Below are 20,621 nucleotides of genomic sequence, written 5' to 3' on the forward strand. Positions count from 1 at the left end.
CCAGCGGCAGAATTTCGGCATGAACAAGACTGTGGAATTTACATTGAATGGTGCGCCGGTCAGTGTCTCTGTTGAACCGCAGACATTGCTGGTGGACATGCTGCGCAGCCACCTGAAATTGACCGGCACTCACATTGGTTGCGATACGAGTCAATGTGGTGCGTGCGTCGTCCATGTGGACGGTCAGTCGGTAAAAAGCTGCACGATCCTGGCGATGCAAGTGGAGCAGTCAGACGTAGTGACGATCGAGGGACTGGCGCAAGACGGCGAATTGCATCCGCTGCAGAAAGCGTTTCACGAACAGCATGGACTGCAGTGCGGATTTTGTACGCCGGGCATGATCATGAGCGCGCTGGACCTGCTGCGAAACAACCCGGACCCCAGCGATACCGAGATTCGTAATTGGCTGGAAGGCAATCTTTGCCGCTGTACCGGCTATCAGAATATTGTACGGGCTGTTCGTAGTGCGGCACGTGACATGGCATCGGGAGTCAGCTGAGCGTATGCACGCTTTCGAGTACGTCCGCCCACACTCGTTGCTCGAAGCAAAGCAACTTCTGACTGCTGATAGCGAAGCAACTCTGCTGGCAGGTGGCATGACATTGCTGCCGACGTTGAAAATGCGTTTGGCCGAACCATCGAAATTGATCGACATGGCTGGCATCGCTGAGCTAAGCGGTGTGCGGGGTGCTGGCAATACGGTGGAGATCGGCGCAATGACGACGCACGCAGCCGTCGCGCGCGATACAGTACTGCAAACAAAGTTACCTGCGCTCGCGAAACTAGCCGCTGGCATAGGCGATGCGCAAGTGCGGAATCGGGGAACCCTGGGTGGTTCGATTGCGAACAGCGATCCTGCGGCAGATTATCCTGCGGCAGTACTTGCCCTCAATGCGACTATCGTTACCGATCAGCGCGAGATCGCGGCCGACACGTTCTTCGTAGATATGTTTGAAACGGCGTTGGAGCCAACCGAAATTATCGTCGCCGTGCGTTTCGAGATTCCGAAACGCGCGGCGTACCAAAAATTGCCAAGCCCGGCATCGAGATACGCCGTTGTTGGCGTCATGGTGGCCGAGTACGATAAGACCGTGCGGCTCGCGGTTACCGGTGCAGCGAGCTGTGTCTTTCGTTATGAGGCCATGGAACACGCGTTGCGGCATCGTTTCTCGCCGGCTGCTCTGGAAGGTATTGCTGTCGACTCGAACACCTTTAACAGTGACATGCACGCCAGCGCGGAATACCGTGCGCATCTGGTTAGGGTCATGGCCGCGCGCGCGGTCGCAGCCTCTGCCCATGATTGACCGGTGCACGATGCGACGACCTGACACGCAAATACTCCACTGCAGGGCTGAACAGTGAGCCCGCGGCACTTGCTCCGTGCGTTCGAGCGTTGGCGACGTGCAGATGCAGCGCTGGTCCTGGCGACGGTTTTCGAAACCGAAGGGTCGACTTACAGCAAAGCCGGTGCCCAGATGCTGATCGATGCCGAAGGCAACTTTCAGGGCATGTTGTCGGGTGGCTGTCTTGAGGGCGATCTGGCGCACCGCGCGCGGGAAGTACTGACGACAGGCACGCCACAACAGGTGAGCTATGACCTCGGCAGTAACGACGAGGAACTCTGGGGGTTGGGCGTGGGCTGTGATGGGCTGATGCGGATTTTTCTGCAACCTTTGACCAGTGCAAACAGTTACCAACCGTTCGCCGCGATGGCGGAGGTGTACGAGAGCCTGCAACTGGGTGCGGCGGCCACCGTACTCAGTTCAACCGGCAGTGATTTCCAGGCGGGTATGTCGGAAGTGATCTCCGGGATAAACGCCTTGCAGGAAATCAATGCAGGAGAGCCTGCGGACTGGCTGCGAACGGGTATGCAGACCGTGCTGCGAACTCGTCGCTCGTATCGCCAAACGTTTGAGCGTGGTGACAGCACTGTGGACGTATTATTCGCTAGTCTGCGGCCGCCGCCGAACGTGCTGGTACTGGGCGCCGGCCTGGACGCGGAGCCGGTTGTTCGCCTGATCAGTGATCTGGGCTGGAGAGTTACCGTTCAGGATCACCGGCCGGCGTATATAGAGAAAGGCAATTTCAGTTGCGCGGACCGGGTACTGAACTGCGCGGCCAGTGACTTGCTTACTGAGTTGGACCTTTCGCTCTACGACGCCGCCATAGTCATGAGCCATCATTTGCAGACGGATCGTAGCTACCTTGAGTTGCTCGCGGAGTCGACATTGGCGTACATCGGTTTATTGGGTCCACGCGAGCGCCGTCGACGATTGCTACACGATCTCGGGGATGCCGGAGCCAAATTGGCCGGCCGGGTACACGGACCGGCGGGACTCAATATCGGCGGACGGGGCCCGGCGTCAATTGCCTTGTCTATCGTCGCGGAAATGCACCAGGTGCTGATGCAAGACGAGGCCTGAATTACGCGGTGCGCGGATTGCCGGTTGGCAGGAAAATATTGACGATCATGTCTGCCAGCATGTCCACGTTTCTGGGGTCATCCAGATCCACGCCACTGGATTCCTTCAATTCGACGTTCAGTGCGAGCACGGCGCCTGCAGAAACGCGAATCATGTTGAACAACAGCGCGGGGTTGCCGGCGGGTGCGAGGCCCTGTTCCTGCAGCTTTTTCAGATCGGTGGCGGCTACCTCGAAAAGTGGCCGCATGTAGGTATCGATCAACCAGTCCAGACGTGGGTTGCTGTGACTGGACTCCTGGAACAACACTTTGTGCAGCGTCGGGTGGTCTGCTGCATAGTGCACGTAGGCGCGAATTAACATCGCCATGCGTTCCCTCGGCGGTTCAGCTGCTGCTTGCGACTGAGCGTTTTCCAGTACCTGCATAAAGCCGGCGAATACGCGATCGGCTGCCGCACGCCACAGTTCTTCTTTGTTCTTGAAATGGTACGTGATCAAGGGATGGTGGACACCGGCGCGTTCCGCGATGTCACGTGTGGAGGTACCTTTAAAGCCGTTCTCGGCGAATGCCTGCAAGGCGGCATCGAGCAGCTTCTGTTTTGTAAGGATACTGCGCTGTTGCTGGCGGCGCGGTCGTTTTGGCTGCGCCTTGTCGTTCTGTGTACTCACCTTTAGTCACTCTGACCATTGAACCGGATCCCTAGGGTATAAGGAAGTGTAGCGGTGGTCCAATTGGTTCGCGACAGCGCGCTGATCGTGCGCTTGCTTTTGCGCGTTACGCTAATGCCGGTTTATTCGATGCTGAATGACATCCGTACCGCGACGCGTTTTGGTACCGCGCGGCCGTTTTCGATGACTGGTTCGAAGCGCCATTGTTCGACAGCATCAGCGGCTGCTTCATCAAAAATCGAGCCGGGCGTGGAGTCTATGATCTCAAGGTCGGTAACGCTGCCGGTAGTGGTTACGGTAAAGCGGACATCAACCCAGCCGGTCACACTTCGGCGCTGTGCGCTGCGTGGGTATTTCGGTGCTACGTAGTTGATTCGGGTCAGTTGACTCACGGCTACCGGTTCCGGGTTGCCGGTAGCCGCCGTCGCTTGTGGCTTTTGATTCGCAGTGCGGGAGACCGCGCTGCCGTTAATGGCGGGGGCCGTTGAATCGCTGCCGTCTGTTGCGGCCGGCGCTGACGGTTGCGGCGTGCCGGAAGGCGTTGAAGTGATTTCATTCGCCCCGTCACTCGCCGGACCTGCGGAGCTCAGCGTTGCAGAACTTGCTGCCCTGCGGCGCAATTCTGCGGCTCGTTGGGCTTCTTCTTCAATAGCCGCGGCTTGTCGGGCGGCTTCGGCCTGCCGCTCTGCTTCCGCTTGCTGGCTGATCGCGTTTTGCAGTGCTGCTTCCGAAGCTTGCAGTTCTTCGCTGTTCGGGGCGAGAGCCCGGGCGTCATTCAGGTACGTTTCCGCAATATCCAGAGCGCCAGTGTCTATCGCCGCACGCGCTTTCAAAACCAGTTTGCTCGCAACCACCAGCAAGCCTTGTTGTGCAGTTGCATTGTCCGGATCGTTAGACAGCGCGAGCTCGTAGAAGTACCGGGCATTGTCATTGGATGGCGCAGTCAATAGATCGTTCGCGAGACGCTGAGCCGCTAGCTCCAGCGTGTCTTCAACGCGCGCCGCACTGCGCGCTGCGGCAAGGTCGTTTGCCAGTTGCTGGATCTGAGTGACGTCAGCCCCGGGCAGTGTTTCCGCACGTGCCAGGTGCCGGCTGGCGTCTTCGAATCGTGCCTCGCGGATCGCCTCACGCGCATTGTCCAGGGTGATGCGCAATTGTGTTTGCGCCAGTTGCGCCTGCAAAAAGGCCAGCCGCGAGTTGTCCGGGCTGGCGAGTGCAATCATTGCCAGTGCGTTTTCGGCGTCGGCAACCCGGTTTTCAAGCAGGGCCGTTTCGGCCATGCCGATTACCTGCTCGACCAGCTGGGCGAGTTCGTCACTAACCATCGCATTGTTGGGTGCTGCCGCGCGTGCGGCGACGTACCACTCAAGCGCATTGTCACCGGCCGGGGCGAGAACCCGTCCCGAGTCGCGCGCAAATCGTGCGTTGTCCAGCAATGCGACGTATTCCGGTGTCGGCGCGACTTGGGGCTGACTGGCCGGAAGCTGTTCGGCTTGAACGGGCTCCGCGATGGCGGCAGGCAGGTCCGATTCCGTCACTGAAGGTACTGCCGCTTTGACGGGCGGCTCAACGACTGTGGTCGGTGCGTCGTCAGTAGCGGCAAAGAACCAACCGGCAATGCCGATCAGGGCAACGACAACCGTGGCCGCGACAATGGGTACGAACCGCCGGCTCCTGCTTCTCGCTTTGGACTTGGCGCGACCGATTGTCGCTGTCATCTCGGCGACCGTTGCTTTGAGGCTGCCGGTCTCAGTCAGGGCCCGTTCGACGTCCGCGAACATTGCCTCGTCAGCTACGTGGTCTTCACCCGTCGCCGGAGTTTCTGCGGCAACGGGTACTTCGGGCGTGGCAGCTACTGTTGCCGCCGCTGGCGGCGCCGTTGGCTTTGTGGCAGCCGGCGCGGACGTCAATGGCGGTGTCGTTGGACGTGCGGGTGGTGCCGCTTTGTTGCCGGCGGCTGCTGGCGCTGCTGCACCTTTGGCGGCGGCGCTCTTGAAGGCAGCGTCCGCCGCTTCCAGGTGGTGCTTAACGGATGCTTCTACAGCAAGGCGGGCCCGACCCGGTGACACTGGTTTCAACAGGAATCGATAGACCTGGCCACGGTTGATCAGGTCCATCAGCATTTCACCGTCATCGCGACGGCCGGCGACGATGGCGACGAGTCGTGGCTGACTGAGCCGAAGCTTTTGCGTAAGAAGTTCGATCTTGCCGCCGGTGATGGCGGCATCTGTAACCAGTACGCCTATGGGGTGCGCTGCCAGGGCATCCAGCGCTTGTTGGGCTGTGGCGGCATGGTGCACTTTGTGCAGGCCGCTTGAAGACTCACGTATCGTATCGAGAAATTCGGAATCCTTGGTGAGAACCAGAACATCAACATTGCGGCCCCGGGATTGCGGATTGAGTTGAATCTTCTCCGGCTTCAGCGCCGGCATGCGCCCGGTGCCATCGCTGATGATCGTCGTGCCGTTCTCGGCGGTTTCCATGACGATATGCTCGCCTTCGGGTTCCATAGAGGAAACATCCAGCTTCGCCGAAACATCGACATTGGCGGCTGTGTCATTCGCCGATTTCGCAAGGGTGAGCATGCGTACCCGGCGAGTTGCGTTCTCGACTACCTTGAGCAGCGCATCGGGTTCCACAGCGCCGCGTACGATCTGGAACACTTCCTGGTCGCCGACCAATGCTTCCAGGCCATCAGCGTTATCGCTGCCGGCGAGCAGAATGCCCACGGTATCCGGCGAGCGTTTCTTGGCCTCGCGTAATGCTTCGAGCCCGCTCATGCCGGGCAGGTCCTGCGCGGAGACGATGATATGGATGGGCGTCTCGCCCAACGTGGTCAGGGCCTCGGAGCCGCTGGTGGCGAAATGCACGGAGTAACGGTCATTGAAGCCAGCGCCGAGTGTGTCCAGTGTTCCTTGTTCACTGTGCAGCAACAGCACCTGTGTTCTGAATTGCTCCAACGCCACGACAGACCTCCGGGGGAGTTATGTTTAATGAGGAAACGTCTGTTTCCGAGCGTTGAGTATAGCCACGGGAATCGCAGTAATTGCGACATGGCGCGGTCGGAGTACTGAATTTGTGACACGCAGCACAATGCCACAGTAGCCAGTTCACATTTCCTGGCGCGCGGGGGTTGACAGCGATACCGAGGCCGCCGCTGGCGGTGGGCATTGCGTCATGCAGCCACTGGCCGCCGGAGAGCCCGGCGGCCAGTGGTGTGTGTCAGGCTGCGCGGCCTCTGCTGGCAATTTCGGCCAGCAGCGTCTCGATCGCGTCGTCCAGGCTGGCCACTTTCTGGTGCTTCGAGCCCAATCGGCGTACGGCAACGGTTTGTTCCTCGACTTCGCGCTGACCAACCGCCAGCAGGACCGGCGTCTTGGTGACGCTGTGTTCGCGGACTTTGTAGGAGATTTTTTCGTTGCGGAGATCTGCCTCGGCACTGATGCCTGCCGCGCGCAGACGTTTGACCACGTCACTGGCATAGTCATCCGCGTCAGAGGTAATGGTAAGAACCTTGACCTGGGTCGGCGCCAGCCACAAAGGCAGATTCCCTGCGTAGTGTTCAATCAGAATGCCAATGAAACGCTCCAGCGAGCCAAAGATGGCTCGATGCAACATGACGGGTGTGTGTTTCTGGCCGTCTTCGCCGATGTACGTCGCCGACAGTCGCGATGGCATGTTGAGGTCAACTTGCAGTGTGCCACACTGCCAATCACGGCCAATGGCATCGCGCAGTACGAATTCCAGTTTGGGGCCATAGAATGCGCCTTCGCCCGGGTTGTAACTGTACTCAAGTCCAGACTGTTCCAGTGCCTTCTTCAATGCGTTCTCGGCCGCATCCCAGACCTTGTCTTCGCCCACACGGACTTCCGGCCGGTCAGCAAATTTCACGATGACATTGTCGAAACCAAGATCAGCATAGATGCCGAGTATCAGCTCACAGACAGCAACCGACTCTTCGGTGATCTGCTCAGTGGTGCAGAATATGTGAGCGTCATCCTGAGTGAATGCACGTACACGCATCATGCCGTGCAGGGCGCCCGACGGTTCGTAACGATGCACCTTGCCGAACTCGGCAAGCCGGTACGGCAGGTCGCGGTAACTGGTTATGCCTTGCTTGAAGACCTGTACATGCCCGGGGCAGTTCATTGGCTTGATGGCGTAATTGCGCCCGTCTTCGGTTTCGCTCGTGTACATATGCTCGCCGAACGTTTCCCAATGTCCCGAGGTTTCCCACAGACTGCGATCCATCAGTTCCGGCGTGTTGATCTCTTCATAGCCTGCCGCTGTTTGTCGTTGTCGCATGAACTCGATCAGGTTCTGAAACAGGCGCCAGCCCTTCGGGTGCCAGAATACCGCGCCAGGTGCTTCTTCCTGGAAGTGGAACAGATCCATGATCTTGCCGAGCCGGCGGTGATCGCGTTTTTCGGCTTCTTCCAGCTGCGTCAGGTAAACGCGCAACTGTTTCGGGTCGGCCCAGGCCGTGCCGTAAATCCGTTGCAACATTGCGTTCTTTGCGTCGCCGCGCCAATAAGCACCCGATACGCGCAGCAGTCGGAATGCTTTGCCCAGCCGCCCGGTTGACGGCAGGTGAGGGCCGCGGCACAGATCGACAAACTCACCTTGTCGATAGAGCGTCAGTGTGTCGCCGGCCGGAATATCTTCGATGATCTGTGCTTTGTATTCTTCACCCAGTTGCCGGAAAAAGGCCACCGCGTCGTCGCGCGTCCATACTTCGCGTTCGATTTTCTCGTCGCGCTTTACGATTTCGTGCATACGGGCCTCGATGATTTCGAGGTCCTCTGTGGTGAACGGTTCGTCACGGGCAAAGTCGTAGTAAAAGCCGTTCTCGATAGCCGGGCCGATGGTGACCTGGGTGTCGGGCCAAAGTTCTTTGACCGCTTCCGCCAAAACATGGGCGGCATCGTGACGCAGCAGCTCCAGGCCGTCTTCGCTCTCGCGAGTGACTATTTCAACCTTCGCGTCCGAGTCGAGCTCACGATTGAGATCGCGGAGTTCGCCGTTGACCCGGATCGCCACGGCATCGCGTGCCAGGTTGCGGGAGATTGAGGACGCGATATCGACGCCGTTCACCGGAGTCGGGTATTCACGCCGGGAGCCGTCGGGCAATTCAATAGTGAGCATCGGTGGGGCCTGTCGTTCGCGCGGAATTCAAAGCGGGCTATTGTACCCGAATCGTCGGGGCTGGCTAATCCAGAAGCCGCTTCGTTCAGGTACAATCCCGCAATCCTGTTGCTCGGACCCGCCAATGAGTATGCCGCGAATTCCACCGCCGCCGCACGACCATGAAGACTGCGTATCGGGCGCCATCGATACAGCGGAGGCGCTGTGCCGTGAGCGTGGGCTGCGATTTACCGCCACTCGCCGCCAGGTTCTTGAGCTGGTGTGGGCCAGCCACAAGCCCATCGGTGCCTACGACATCCTCGATGCGCTTAACCAGAGTGGCAAAAAGGCAGCGCCACCGACTGTCTATCGGGCGCTGGAGTTCTTGATTGAAGCGGACCTTGTCCACCGCCTGGACTCGCTGAATGCGTTTGTAGGCTGCCCTGATCCGTCGAGTTCGCATACCGGCCAGTTCCTGATTTGCCGTAGCTGCCGCTCGGTCGCTGAGCTTGATGATGAGGACATCAATCGGCTGGTCCAGCAGAAGGCAGGCGACCTCGGCTTTTCCGCTGTGCACCAAATGCTCGAGATTCAGGGCCTTTGTCGCCAGTGCAGGAGTGCCGGCCACAACTGAGTGGGGCGGCCGTTCGCCGCAGAATAGTCCCGACTGAACAGTTGATTGACGTACAATCCCGTGCTTTATGCTCGCAACCCAATAGATTCCCATGACCAGCGAAACGCCAAAAGATTTCATCCGGCAAATCATTGCCAACGATCAAGCCAGTGGTAAACACGGTGGCAAGGTCGTAACCCGGTTTCCTCCGGAGCCCAACGGCTTCTTGCATATAGGGCATGCCAAGTCCATTTGCCTGAATTTCGGTGTCGCCGCGGAGAACGGTGGTTCAACGTTCCTGCGTTTTGACGATACCAACCCGGGCAAGGAACGCGAAGAATACGTGCAAGCGATTATGGACGACGTACGTTGGCTGGGTTTCGACTGGGGTGAGAATCTGTCGCACGCGTCGGATCACTTCGAGCGTTTGTACGAAGTGGCCGAGTCGCTGATTCGCAGTGGCGACGCTTACGTCGACAGTCTTTCCGCCGATGAAATCCGCGAATACCGCGGTACGCTGAAATCGCCGGGCAAAGACAGCCCGCACCGCAGCCGCGGTGTCGAAGAAAACCTGGACCTCTTCCGCCGCATGCGGGCCGGAGAATTCGCCGACGGTGAGCACGTGTTGCGCGCCAAAATTGACATGGCTTCGCCGAACATCAACCTGCGCGATCCGACCCTGTACCGAATCCGGCATCTGAACCATCAGCGTACCGGCGATCAGTGGTGCATCTACCCAATGTACGATTTCGCGCATGGCCTGTCCGACGCTTTTGAAGGTATCACTCACTCGCTGTGCACACTCGAGTTCGAAGATCACCGGCCGCTGTACGACTGGCTTCTTGATAAACTTGCGCCGGAACGTCGGCCGCAACAAATCGAGTTCTCGCGCCTCAATCTCGCGTATGCACTGACCAGTAAACGCAAACTCAATCAGCTGGTTGAAGATAATATTGTGTCCGGCTGGAATGACCCGCGAGTAGCGAGCCTTGCCGGGATGCGCCGGCGTGGCTATCCGCCAGCCGCCGTCCGCGATTTTATCAAGCGCGTCGGTGTCACCAAGAAAGAAAACCTGATCGAGATGGCGTTGCTCGAGAACAGCATTCGCGAACAGTTGGGTGAGGAAGCTGAACGACGCATGGCCGTAATGAAACCGTTAAAACTGGTGTTGACCAATTACGCGGAAGGTCGGGTTGAAAATCTCGAAGCGATGAACCACCCGAACCGCCCGGAACTCGGGACTCGCACGGTACCGTTCGGTCGCGAAATCTATATTGAGCAGGATGACTTCATGGAAGATGCGCCGCGCAAATTCTTCCGGTTGAAGCCCGGTGGCGAGGTGCGGTTGCGTTCGGCGTATATCATCCGTTGCGACGACGTCATCAAGGACTCAAGTGGCAATGTGGTGGAATTGCATTGTACGTACGACGAAGACACGCGCAGTGGCACCGGCAGCAGCGATCGAAAGGTCAAGGGAACCATACACTGGGTATCGGCGCAGCATGCCGTTACTGCGGAGGTCCGGCTCTATGACCGCTTGTTTACGGTGGCGGAGCCTGGCAGTGCGGAAGACTTGCACGCAGTGCTGAACCCGACGTCACTGGAAGTCGTTAGTGCGAAGCTGGAACCGTCGCTGGCAGACGTTCCTGGCGGGTCATCGTTTCAGTTTGAACGGTTAGGTTATTTCTGTCCGGACAGTGTTGATCACTCAGCCACAGCGCCGGTCTTTAATCGCATCGTCACCTTGCGCGACGGTTGGGCAAAGCTGGAAAAGCAGGCGTTGGCGGGTCAGTAACGGCTCAGCCCAAACTGGCCGTGTCCGCTGGGCGACCGTTGCGATTGTGCGTGCCAGTAGTGCGTGCCGATGTGTGTTGCCGCCAGCGTCTGGCCGAGGCAACTGATCGTGAGTCATCGCTGACTGCGATTGCTCATCCAGTGCCAAGATCCGTGATGATCAACGGCGCTCCGCGGTCACTGCCCAGGTGCTCTGCAGCGTTGCCCTCAACCCGCGCGATTTCGACAACGCCAAAAGAATTGATGAGCGCAAGGTAGCTGCCGGGTTCTGCGCGGCCGTAGGTGGTTTGCATCGGGAACCGGCGGCCCGATAACTTGACCTCGGGAGACCGGAAGCCGTCAATCAGCCTGGCATCGACGTTGCTGATGAGGTTGCCGAATGCATCAATGGTAACGATGACGCCGCTGACCCGATTGTGGCTGACTTCAGGCTCATCCAGCCAGCCCGGTGTCCAGTCCTTCGTTTCGGCGCCCGTATCTTCCGGCAATACGTTTCCTGCCGCGAGTTCAGCGGCAACGGGCGCGAAAATATCTCTGCCGTGGAAGGTGCTGCTGGGGGCGGGCAGATGCAGTCCCGCAAGGCCTTCCAGATCCAGTTTTCGAATGGAGTTCGCGCGTGGCAGTAACGTGGCAAGCAAGCCGTTGTCCGGTGCTATGAACAAGTGCCCGTCAATTTCCGCTACAAGAATGTCCCGCTCAGTTCCGACGCCGGGGTCAACAATACCCAGATGTATGCTGCCGCGCGGGAAATACGGGTAGGCACGGCTGATCCAGAAGCCGGCTTCCGGCGGCCAGTGGGCGGGTATGTCGTGAGTGACATCGATGACGTTGGCGCTCGGGTTCCGGGTGGCAATGACGCCTTTCATCACACCGACAAACGGGCCTTTGTGACCCAGGTCGGTGGTAATGGTAATTACGCCGGCGGGTCTGAACTGACTCATCACTGAACTCCCGAAGCCGTTGCGACAACGGCATCATAGCTAACGTCGTCGGGTCAGGACAGCGCGGCCTCGCGGCGCCTGAAGCTGGCGCGGGCCCAGTATATGAAGGCGGTGTCGATCGCGGCGATACCCATCTTCAGGATGTATTTGGCGGCACCCAGTGCCAGTGCTGTTTGCAGGTCGACGATGCCCCACCAGGCGACGAGCGAGTAGATGACTGTGTCGATCGCCTGCGAGCTCATCGTCGATAAATTGTTGCGCAGCCAAAGCCAGCGATCGCCAGTGACCTTCTTGATGCGGTGAAATGCCCAGACATCGAAACTTTGGCTGACGTAATAGGCGAGTAGTGAGCCGAACACAAATCGCGGTGTGTAATTGACTATCGTGATAAAGGAGTCATGAATGCTAAGCGAGAATGCCGCTGATTTCGGGTCGGTCGTAGGCTGGTAGAGCAGCGAGATACTTAGCATCAGCAACACAATCACACTGACGGCAAAGCCCATCCGTACGGCTTTGTTCGCCTCAGCACGGCCGTAGTTTTCGCTTAGTACGTCGGTGGCGAAAAAGATGCTGGAATAGAAAATGACCCCAAGACTGGTTTGCAGGCCGAAAATCTCTGTGAGCTTAGGGCCACTGAGGTTTGCAAGAATAATGGCGGTAGCAATGGCTACTTGCAGGCCGGCTTTGCCGAACAGGCGGTAGAGAATCACCGTGCAGCCGAGATCGACCAGCAATGTCGTCAGCCAGAGCAGTTCCTGCTGCGCAGTGAAGAACCGGACCAGCATTTCGGGGAACATCGAAAATCAGCCTCGTTTCAGTTCCGGTTCCCGGGCTGGCCAGCGCTATTTTGCGGCGGCTGCGCGATCCAGATGAAAGTCACTGTCACCGAACAATATATCGATGGCGGTCATGCGCTTGAAAAAGTGCGCGATATCCAGCTCCCAGGTCATGCCCATGCCGCCGTGTATCTGCACGGCCTCCTGAGCAACTTTGCGGCCGGACGTGCCGATCAGGTACTTGAGTTCGCTGATGGCGGCGCCAGCTTCCGGACTTCCGGCGTCACTAAGCATGACGCTGCGCAGCAGCAACGACTTGGCCTGTTCACAGGCCATGAGCGTGTCCACCATACGGTGTTGCAGTGCCTGAAAGCTGCCGATAGGCACGCCGAACTGCACACGCTGCTTTGTATAGTCCACTGTCTTGTCGTGCATTGTGCGCATAATGCCAACCGCTTCAGCACAAACCGCGAGCGTTCCGTCATTGACGGTTTCGGCGAGGGCCGAATAACCTTCATTCGGCTTGCCGAGCAAGGCGCTGTCAGCGACTTTCACGTCGCTCAGAACGATCTCCGCGGCACCGTGACCATCCACGGTCTTGTACGCATTTCGCGTTACTCCGGCTGCTGAGGCGTCAATGGCGAACAGCGAGATACCCGATTGCGCGGTTTGTTCGCCAGAGGTGCGCGCTGGCAGGATAATCAACTCGGCAGCGCCGCCGTTCAGGACCAATGCTTTCGAGCCATTCAGAACCCATTGGTCACCCTCTCGGTTCGCACTGGTTGCAATATTGGCAATGTCGTATCGCGCGTGCGGTTCCGCAAATGCCAGCGCTGCCTGGCGACTGCCGTCAACGATACCCGCAAGCCAATCGGCTTTTTGTTCGGCACTCGCCAGCCGCTTTAGGATGCCGCCGGCAAGAATTACGTTGGCAAGAAAGGGTTCGACCACCAGGCCACGTCCGAACTGTTCCATCATCAACATCATTTCGACTGCACCGCCGTCGAAGCCGCCATCGGCGTCGCTGAACAACATGGCTGTCCAGCCGAGATCGGCGCAGTTCTGCCAAACTTGCTGGCTGAAAGCATCGTCACTTTCGACAATCGCCATACGTTTGTCGAAGCTGTAATCATTGTCGATAAAGCGAGCAATACTGTCCGCCAGCATCGACTGTTCTTCGGTGATTGAGAAATCCATAAGAACGTCCTGTCAGTTCAGAGCCCAAGCACGTGCTTGGAAACGATGTTTTTCTGTATCTCGTTCGAGCCGCCGTAGATCGATGCTTTGCGGTTATTGAAATAGCGCAATGCCGAGAGCGTTTCCGAACCGAAGCCCGTTCGTTCGTCGACCGGGTATTCGGCGGTGAACTGCTGCGGCAGGTTGGGCAATGCGTAATATCCAGCCGCTTCCATAAACAGCGTATCCAGCGCCTGCTGAATTTCTGTTCCTTTGATCTTCAGTATTGACGACTCCGGGCCTGGCGCCTTGCCGACAGCGACGGCTGCCAGTGTTCTCAATTCAGTGAATTCGAGCGCTTGCAGGTCGATTTCCACGGCGGCCAGCTTGCGCGCGAAATTCTTGTTTTCGGCGAGCGGTGTACCACCGTGAACGGATTGCGCCATTATTTCCCGTAGTTTGCTGAGGCGGTACTTCGAACGTGCAACGCCTGCAATGTTGGTGCGTTCATGCTGCAGCAGGAGCTTGCCGTACGTCCAGCCTTTGCCTTCTTCCCCGACCAGGTTTTCGACAGGTACTTTTACGTTCTCAAAGTGGACTTCATTGACTTCACGTTCGCCCTCGATGGTGATGATGGGGCGCACCGTAACTCCCGGGGTCTGCATATCCACCAACACGAAACTGATGCCTTCCTGGCGCCGGGCAACATCACTGTTGGTACGCACGAGACAGAATATCCAGTCCGCGAAATGTCCCAGCGTCGTCCAGGTCTTGGTGCCGTTGATGACGTAGTGATCGCCTGCGCGGTCTGCGCGGGTTTTCAACGATGCTAGATCAGAACCGGAACCCGGTTCGGAATAGCCCTGACACCACCAGATATTGCTGGCGAGAGTGTCGGGCAGAAAGCGCTTTTTCTGTTCTTCGCTGCCAAAAGTGTAAATGATGGGCGCCACCATCTTTACCCCAAACGGCACCATGTCCGGTGCATTGGCCATCGCTATTTCATTTTCAAACAGGTACTTCTGGACCGGCGTCCAGCCGGTGCCGCCGTACTCAACCGGCCAGTTGATCGCCGCCCAGCCTCGCTGATGGAGGATCTTCTGCCAGCGCACGTAATCTTCACGCGTCAATTGCACGCCATTGTCCTGTTTGGCGCGGATATCGGCAGGGTATTGCTCGCGGAAGAAAGTTCGAACCTCTTCCTGAAAGGCCAGTTCGTCGTCGGTCAGGTTTACGTGCATCGATTGACTCCGCTGATTGTCGGCATTGCCGGAACGTTGCCAGGCAGCCGCCCGGAAGGGCATTCCGGTGTGGGTACCGGATACTGGCAAGTCTTGCATGTTGCGGCGCGTCCCGCCGGTACCCTCAGGGCTTACGGTACCAAGGACGTGTTCGGAGCAGCAGTATATCGACCTATGTTGCAGCGCACAACCGGGGCGGGCGGACGGCAAACTATTGAGCTGATTGGATAAATTAAACGTCGGATACCCGACCGGCAGGCAGCGGAGACGCCGCCGCGGCAAGCCATACCGAGCACCACAGGGGCCCGTTCTGACGAGTTTCGTGCGTGACTGGCAGCATGCGCTGCCAATGTGAACGCTCTACACTGCGCTTATCAGCTCCGGGCGAATGGTGCAGAATACCCGCATGAGCTCCCTCCCTCCTGCCAGCGAGGCACCGGTGTCGTCCGGGCCCGTGGACAAACTCAAGCGACCAATGCGCGACTTGCGCATCTCGCTGCTTGATCAGTGCAACTTTCGTTGCCCGTATTGCATGCCGGAAAGTACCTATAACGAGGACTACCAGTTCTTGCGGCGGCAGCAGCGTCTGAGTCATGACGAGATAGTGCGGATAGCCGGCATCGCGGTGAGCCTCGGAGTGAACAAGCTGCGTTTGACGGGTGGGGAGCCGCTGCTTGAGAAAAATGTGCCGGCGCTGGTTGCACGTTTGCGCGCGTTGCCCGACGTTGAAGATCTGGCATTGACGACCAATGGCACGCTGCTAAAACGGTACGCACAAGCACTGGCTGACGCCGGACTCGACCGGGTGACAGTCAGCCTCGACAGCCTGGACGCCGAGCTCTTTCACCGTATGAGTGGCGGTCGCGGTGAGCTCGACACCGTGCTTGCCGGTATCGATGCCGCGGCAGCGGCCGGTTTGACGCCAGTCAAGATCAACGCGGTTGTGCAACGCGGCGTCAACGAGCATACGGTCCTCGATTTGCTCGAACGGTTTCGCGGCAGCGGCCATATCGTTCGGCTGATCGAGTTCATGGATGTCGGCAATCGAAACGGCTGGCGACTCGATCAGGTCGTGCCATCGCGAGAGCTGTTGGCAGCGATCCATGCACGCTGGCCGCTTGCGCCAGTGGATCCCAACTATGCCGGCGAAGTGGCCAGTCGCTATCGCTATGCTGACGGTGGTGGCGAAATTGGTTTCATTTCCTCTGTCACGGAACCGTTCTGTGGCAACTGCAGTCGTGCACGTTTGTCGGCCGACGGGGTCCTGTATACCTGCTTGTTTGCGACCGTAGGGACTCCGCTTCGCGAGTTGTTGCGCAACGGTGCCAGCGATGACGAACTTCGCGCTCTGTTGCAGAATGTCTGGTTACGGCGAAATGACCGTTACAGTGAGTTGCGTGGGCGCGAAACTGTCACTGAAGCGCCATTGCGCAAAGTTGAAATGTACCGGATGGGTGGCTGAAGTCGTCAACCTCGACAATCTTCCTGCGGCGAGTGGTCGTCGCACACGCCTTGATACAGAGTAAGAGATCTATTGATGAGCAAGTTAAGCCATATTGACGAGCAAAACCGACCGACGATGGTTGATGTCAGCCACAAGACCGCAAGCGCCCGACAAGCACATGCGCGGGCCCTGGTCGAGTTTCCCGCGGAGGTCGCTGCCCGGTTTGCCGATGGCGATATTCAGACGGCCAAGGGGCCGGTATTCGCAACGGCAATCATCGCCGGTGTGATGGGCGCAAAACGCACGCACGAGCTGATACCGTTTTGCCACCCGTTGGGCCTTGATAATTGCGCGATCGAAATACACCTGGATGAGGAACGTCGCGCTGTTATTGATTGCCATTGCAAGGTCAATCACCGTACGGGCGTGGAAATGGAAGCGCTGACGGGCGCAACCGTGGCTGCGTTGACGGTATACGACATGTGCAAAGCGCTGTCGCATGAGATTCGCATTACGGAAACTCGCTTGATCGCGAAAACCGGCGGCAAAAAGGACTATCACAGTGAATGACGCGCCGGTACTCAAAGGGTTAGTGCTTGCCGGTGGACAAAGCCGCAGGATGGGTAGCGACAAAGCGCTATTGCTGCATGACGGGCGCAGCCAGCTGGCTTACACGATGGCGTTGCTTGGTCAATTCACGTCGGCAGCCTACGTGTCGACGAGCAAGGCGTTGCGGGACGAAACCGAACGCGCGAGCTTTCCGCAGATTGTCGATCGATATGACGACCTTGGACCGGTCGCAGGTATCTTGTCGGCGATGGATACGGACCCTCAGGCAGCCTGGCTGGTGGTGGCGGTTGATCTGCCGAACATCGATGACCGTACACTCGGCTTTCTTGTTGAATCGCGTAACGCTGCGCAGCCGTTTAGCGCATTTCGCAGCAGTCACAATGAGCTTCCGGAACCTCTGTGCGCGGTCTACGAACCGTCTGCGCGCGCGATAATTGACGATTTCGTGGCGCAGGGAATCGTTTGCCCACGCAAGATCATGATTCGATCCGATACCTGTTTGCTAAACCAGCCGAATGCCAATGCACTGGATAACATGAATACACCCGATGACCTCGCACGCAGTGATCTGCAGGTAGCGCAATGAGCAAAGAACTTACAGTTCGGTATTTCGCCATGTTTCGCGAGAACGCCGGCAAGACCGAGGAGCGTGTTACGACAAGCGCCGCGACCGCCGCCGATCTGTTTCGCGAGTTGCATGACAGGCACGGTTCGGCCGAACCGTTGGCGCATTGCAAAGTGGCGATTAATGATGAAATGGCGAGCTGGGACAGCGTTTTGACGGACGGTGACACCGTTTTACTGTTCCCACCGGTTGCAGGTGGCTGACATGATGACGATGGTTGAATCGACGATAGACCCGGAACAGCTGCGAACAGCATTGCTGGATCAGGCGGCGGGCGCATACGCCGGCTTCGAAGGCTGGATACGCAATCACAATGACGGGCAGTCTGTGCTGCGTCTCGAATACGAGGCCTACGCACCGTTGGCCGTAAAGGAAGGTGAGCGCGTTATACAGGAAGCGATGGCAAAGTTCGACGTACTGCACGCGCGTTGCGTACACCGCTCCGGATTGCTGGAGATCGGCGATTGCGCCGTCTGGGTCGGAGTCTCAGCCGCACATCGCGATGCCGCTTTCGATGCCTGTCGCTACATCATTGACCAGGTTAAGGTCCGACTGCCGATCTGGAAGAAAGAGCACTACACCAACGGCGATAGCGGCTGGGTCAACTGCGAACGCTGCGCGGCACACGCCTGATCTAGCGGCCAGGGCTACGGGTAAGATCAGCAAGGTCAGATGGCTGGTCGATGTCCACAGCGGCGGCTGCGCAATCGATGGCAATGACATGCTCACCTTGAGCGGATATCAGCGCCCGTGCGCCCTGGTCGCCGCGCAACGCGAGTAAATCGTCAAACAGTTCGGCTGGAATGATCGCCGGTACACCCAGGGTTCCGGAATAACGGCTGGCTACCACGCGCCGCGGTTCCCGACACCAACGTTGTTTGAGGCGTGTCAGATGGTCACGACCAACCAGTGGCTGGTCTGCGAGCACTAGTAAAACGCCTGCCGCGATGCCCTGTACCGCTGCGACAGCGGTGCAGATTGAGCTCGCAATGCCGTCGCGGTAACGATCATTGCAAACCAGGAACCCAGCGAGTGGGGCGGCGGCCCTGTGCACGGCCTCGGCAGCATTGCCAACAACAAGCATAGTGTGTTCGCCACAAACCGCTTCTGCTTCACGCACAGCGTGCTCAACAAGCGTTTGCTCGCCAATGGTCGCCAGTTGTTTCGGCGTACCGAAGCGCTGTGACTGCCCGGCAGCGAGCACCAGTGCGAATAGCGGCAGTGATTTGTCACGCATGCACATGCCCGCGCCAGCAAAGACAGGGTGCTGCAAGCATCAGATAGAAAGAGAAAGCTGCGTCAGGCACATCCGGGCAGTATAGTTGCCTCGGGATACACGGCCAATACGGACGTAGCGATTGTTCGGCACTTGCCCTGTTGTCTGCATGTGTGTATTCCTGTCAACCTGATTGCCGATGTAACCGGCAACGTCTTGCGACAAACCGGGGATTTGAGTTTGCATACGATTAGATCATTTGAAGATGCCAAGGCACTGGAAGGCCAGGAGATCGGCTTGTCGGACTGGTCCGTTGTTGATCAGAAGTGCATTGATCAATTCGCCGAAGCGACCGGCGATTTTCAATGGATACACGTTGATACAGCGCGCGCAGCAAAAGAGCTGCCGGAAGGCAAGACTATCGCGCATGGTTACCTCACCTTGTCTCTGATTCCCGCATTGACACAGCAGTTTGTCAGTTTCGAGAATCTTGCACGTGCCATCAATTTCGGCTGCAACAAGGTGCGCTTCTATACCATGGTTCCGGTGGGCAGCCGGGTGCGCGCAAGAGCAACTATCGTGCAGGCGCGACAACGTGCTGGCGCATTGCACCTGTCGTCCGAGGTTCGCGTTGAAGTTGAAGGCGAACGCAAGCCTGCCTGTGTTGCAGAGACGTTGGGAATGTACTTTTTCGATTCGCCTGAAGGCGAGCAAACAACGCCAGAATCATAAGGGAGATTTTCATGCAGGTTCAAATATCTTCTTTTTTCGGTTTGCTGATTCTGCTCGCCGATATCTACGCTGTACTGCAAATCGCGCAATCAGGCGCGAGTGACGCCCGCAAGGTTATATGGATTGCCGTTGTCATCTTGCTGCCAGTGTTGGGTTTGCTGCTCTGGTATCTGGCCGGGCCGAAGAAACCCTGACTAGAGCGTTTCGTCGCCGTTGAATTCGGCCGTCGTCTGGCGTTTTCGTTCTACAGTCAGGCGGGTAACGTCTGGTCGGGAATAGTGGCCGGCAGGGTCCATGTTGTGACGTTCTTCAAGTACCCGCCGGTGATCCAGTGTGGCGATACGCAGAGCCTCGCTGCCGGTTTCGGGCGCTAACAGCCATGCGCCGTCCGGGGCCGCAATACAGGAACCGCCGTCCGCCAGATTGCCTCGGCATGCTGTTTTGAGCGTGTCAAAATGCGGCAATGCCGGATCGATGTCTTCTGCACGCATCAAGCCGCTGACAGAAACCACGAATGACCGGCCTTCCTTAGCGATGAAGCGGGTGATGTCCTCAGTATTGCGTTGACTGCCGGGCCAGATTGCGACATGCAGGTCCTCTCCTTGAGCGTAGAGAGCCGCGCGCGCGAGCGGTAACCAGTTCTCCCAGCAATTCAGGCCGCCAACGGTAAATGCACCCAGCGGGTGGGTACGCAGGCCGTGACCATCGCCGCAAGACCACACGAGGCGCTCCTCGTACGTCGGCATCAGTTTGCGGTGTACAGATGCGATCTTGCCATTCGCATTGATGTACACCACAGAGCAATACAGGCTATGGCCGCGGTCCGCGGCTTTCTCAATAACCCCGAGGTAAACGGCAATTCCCCGTTTCGCGGCCAGCGCCGCCAACGGCTCGAGATGCCCTGCGGCTATGTCCACCGCCTCGTTAACGTAGTGCGCGTACAGTTCCTTTTGCAGGCGGGAATCGAAGCGAGCGCCGTCCGTGCGTTCAACCCAGAACGGGTAGCCAGGGACCAGTGCTTCACCAAATACAACAAGCTCGCAGCCTTCTGCCGCTGCCTGTTCGAGCCAGACGCCGACCTTGTCGAGGGTTGCGTCCCGGCGCAGCCAGCAGGGCGCAATTTGTGCCAGGCCGACAGTCAGTGTGTGGGGATGGCGGGCGACCATTGATACTCCTTGGCAGCAGGCGAGCGGATCGGGAACTTGCTGTCAGCATAGCATCCGCCGTTGCCGACAATGCTTGCAGTCACAGCGCATTGGCCTGTTAAATGTCCATTGTT

21 protein-coding genes are annotated in these 20,621 nt (G+C 58.2%); 12 read left to right on the forward strand and 9 right to left on the reverse strand.

Translation table 11 applies throughout. From position 1 onward, the window contains the following. Positions 1-19 precede the first annotated feature (19 nt). From BA177_RS05700 to BA177_RS05710, 3 genes are read left to right on the forward strand one after another with little or no spacing between them, the layout of a single operon-like run. Complete coding sequence (locus BA177_RS05700; RefSeq protein ID WP_068614025.1) at positions 20-499, forward strand: (2Fe-2S)-binding protein; 480 nt, start codon at positions 20-22, stop codon at positions 497-499. Positions 500-503: 4 nt separating this feature from the next. Beyond that, positions 504-1,304, forward strand: a complete 801-nt coding sequence (locus tag BA177_RS05705; protein WP_068614027.1) for an FAD binding domain-containing protein — start codon at positions 504-506, stop codon at positions 1,302-1,304. Positions 1,305-1,358: 54 nt separating this feature from the next. Further along, positions 1,359-2,423 carry an XdhC family protein gene (locus tag BA177_RS05710; RefSeq protein ID WP_068614030.1) on the forward strand — a complete coding sequence of 355 codons (1,065 nt, stop codon included), beginning with the start codon at positions 1,359-1,361 and terminating at the stop codon, positions 2,421-2,423. 1 nt (position 2,424) lies between these two features. Here BA177_RS05710 and BA177_RS05715 read toward each other — a convergent pair whose 3' ends face one another. From BA177_RS05715 to thrS, 3 genes are all read right to left on the reverse strand, one after another. Next, the gene (locus tag BA177_RS05715; protein ID WP_068614032.1) at positions 2,425-3,090 is read right to left on the reverse strand and encodes a TetR/AcrR family transcriptional regulator; all 666 of its coding nucleotides are present in this window, start codon (positions 3,088-3,090) and stop codon (positions 2,425-2,427) included. Positions 3,091-3,212: 122 nt separating this feature from the next. Further along, complete coding sequence (locus BA177_RS05720) at positions 3,213-6,056, reverse strand: TonB family protein (protein ID WP_068614035.1); 2,844 nt, start codon at positions 6,054-6,056, stop codon at positions 3,213-3,215. A 256-nt stretch (positions 6,057-6,312) separates the two neighbouring features. Continuing rightward, a complete protein-coding gene (gene thrS / locus BA177_RS05725) occupies positions 6,313-8,235 on the reverse strand; it encodes a threonine--tRNA ligase (protein ID WP_068614038.1) in 1,923 nt (640 codons plus the stop codon). Between the two features lie 124 nt (positions 8,236-8,359). On the opposite strand from thrS, the gene BA177_RS05730 reads away from it, so the two are divergent. Together BA177_RS05730 and BA177_RS05735 are read left to right on the forward strand one after the other, a co-directional pair. Beyond that, positions 8,360-8,848, forward strand: coding sequence for a Fur family transcriptional regulator (locus tag BA177_RS05730; RefSeq protein ID WP_068614040.1), 489 nt, complete (start codon positions 8,360-8,362; stop codon positions 8,846-8,848). Between the two features lie 91 nt (positions 8,849-8,939). Next, positions 8,940-10,622: a glutamine--tRNA ligase/YqeY domain fusion protein gene (locus BA177_RS05735; RefSeq protein WP_068614043.1), complete on the forward strand. Its 1,683-nt coding sequence runs from the start codon at positions 8,940-8,942 to the stop codon at positions 10,620-10,622. Positions 10,623-10,755: 133 nt separating this feature from the next. Here the strand turns inward: BA177_RS05735 and BA177_RS05740 are convergent, their stop codons facing one another. The 4 genes from BA177_RS05740 to BA177_RS05755 are packed head-to-tail and all read right to left on the reverse strand — an operon-like array spanning position 10,756 to position 14,755. Next, a complete protein-coding gene (locus tag BA177_RS05740) occupies positions 10,756-11,562 on the reverse strand; it encodes an SAM hydrolase/SAM-dependent halogenase family protein (protein ID WP_068614047.1) in 807 nt (268 codons plus the stop codon). 53 nt (positions 11,563-11,615) lie between these two features. Beyond that, entirely contained in the window at positions 11,616-12,359 is a 744-nt protein-coding gene (locus BA177_RS05745; protein ID WP_082989901.1) for a queuosine precursor transporter, read from the reverse strand. Positions 12,360-12,404: 45 nt separating this feature from the next. Further along, positions 12,405-13,535, reverse strand: a complete 1,131-nt coding sequence (locus tag BA177_RS05750; protein WP_068614050.1) for an acyl-CoA dehydrogenase family protein — start codon at positions 13,533-13,535, stop codon at positions 12,405-12,407. 17 nt (positions 13,536-13,552) lie between these two features. Further along, a complete protein-coding gene (locus tag BA177_RS05755) occupies positions 13,553-14,755 on the reverse strand; it encodes an acyl-CoA dehydrogenase family protein (RefSeq protein ID WP_068618969.1) in 1,203 nt (400 codons plus the stop codon). 406 nt (positions 14,756-15,161) lie between these two features. On the opposite strand from BA177_RS05755, the gene moaA reads away from it, so the two are divergent. From moaA to BA177_RS05780, 5 genes are all read left to right on the forward strand, one after another. Beyond that, a complete protein-coding gene (gene moaA, locus BA177_RS05760; RefSeq protein WP_068618971.1) occupies positions 15,162-16,217 on the forward strand; it encodes a GTP 3',8-cyclase MoaA in 1,056 nt (351 codons plus the stop codon). A 75-nt stretch (positions 16,218-16,292) separates the two neighbouring features. After that, positions 16,293-16,769 (forward strand): cyclic pyranopterin monophosphate synthase MoaC, encoded by a 477-nt coding sequence (gene moaC, locus BA177_RS05765; protein WP_068614053.1) that lies wholly within the window; start codon positions 16,293-16,295, stop codon positions 16,767-16,769. Further along, the gene (mobA, locus tag BA177_RS05770; protein WP_197493356.1) at positions 16,762-17,355 is read left to right on the forward strand and encodes a molybdenum cofactor guanylyltransferase; all 594 of its coding nucleotides are present in this window, start codon (positions 16,762-16,764) and stop codon (positions 17,353-17,355) included. The genes moaC and mobA overlap by 8 nt, the downstream gene beginning before the upstream one ends. Continuing rightward, positions 17,352-17,597 carry a MoaD/ThiS family protein gene (locus BA177_RS05775; RefSeq protein WP_068614059.1) on the forward strand — a complete coding sequence of 82 codons (246 nt, stop codon included), beginning with the start codon at positions 17,352-17,354 and terminating at the stop codon, positions 17,595-17,597. Before mobA ends, BA177_RS05775 begins: the two co-directional genes overlap by 4 nt. A gap of 1 nt (position 17,598) precedes the next feature. Further along, complete coding sequence (locus BA177_RS05780) at positions 17,599-18,027, forward strand: molybdenum cofactor biosynthesis protein MoaE (protein WP_068614062.1); 429 nt, start codon at positions 17,599-17,601, stop codon at positions 18,025-18,027. 1 nt (position 18,028) lies between these two features. Here BA177_RS05780 and BA177_RS05785 read toward each other — a convergent pair whose 3' ends face one another. Continuing rightward, the gene (locus BA177_RS05785) at positions 18,029-18,631 is read right to left on the reverse strand and encodes a nucleotidyltransferase family protein (RefSeq protein WP_068614065.1); all 603 of its coding nucleotides are present in this window, start codon (positions 18,629-18,631) and stop codon (positions 18,029-18,031) included. Positions 18,632-18,850: 219 nt separating this feature from the next. On the opposite strand from BA177_RS05785, the gene BA177_RS05790 reads away from it, so the two are divergent. Together BA177_RS05790 and BA177_RS05795 are read left to right on the forward strand one after the other, a co-directional pair. Further along, positions 18,851-19,342: a MaoC family dehydratase gene (locus tag BA177_RS05790; protein ID WP_082990282.1), complete on the forward strand. Its 492-nt coding sequence runs from the start codon at positions 18,851-18,853 to the stop codon at positions 19,340-19,342. A gap of 11 nt (positions 19,343-19,353) precedes the next feature. Further along, positions 19,354-19,536, forward strand: a complete 183-nt coding sequence (locus BA177_RS05795; RefSeq protein WP_068614068.1) for a PLDc N-terminal domain-containing protein — start codon at positions 19,354-19,356, stop codon at positions 19,534-19,536. On the opposite strand, the gene BA177_RS05800 is transcribed toward BA177_RS05795, so the two are convergent. Beyond that, entirely contained in the window at positions 19,537-20,508 is a 972-nt protein-coding gene (locus BA177_RS05800) for a carbon-nitrogen hydrolase family protein (RefSeq protein WP_068614070.1), read from the reverse strand. Between the last annotated feature and the right edge of the window lie 113 nt (positions 20,509-20,621).

The sequence above is a fragment of the Woeseia oceani genome (assembly GCF_001677435.1).
GTDB classification, from domain to species: Bacteria; Pseudomonadota; Gammaproteobacteria; order Steroidobacterales; family Woeseiaceae; genus Woeseia; species Woeseia oceani.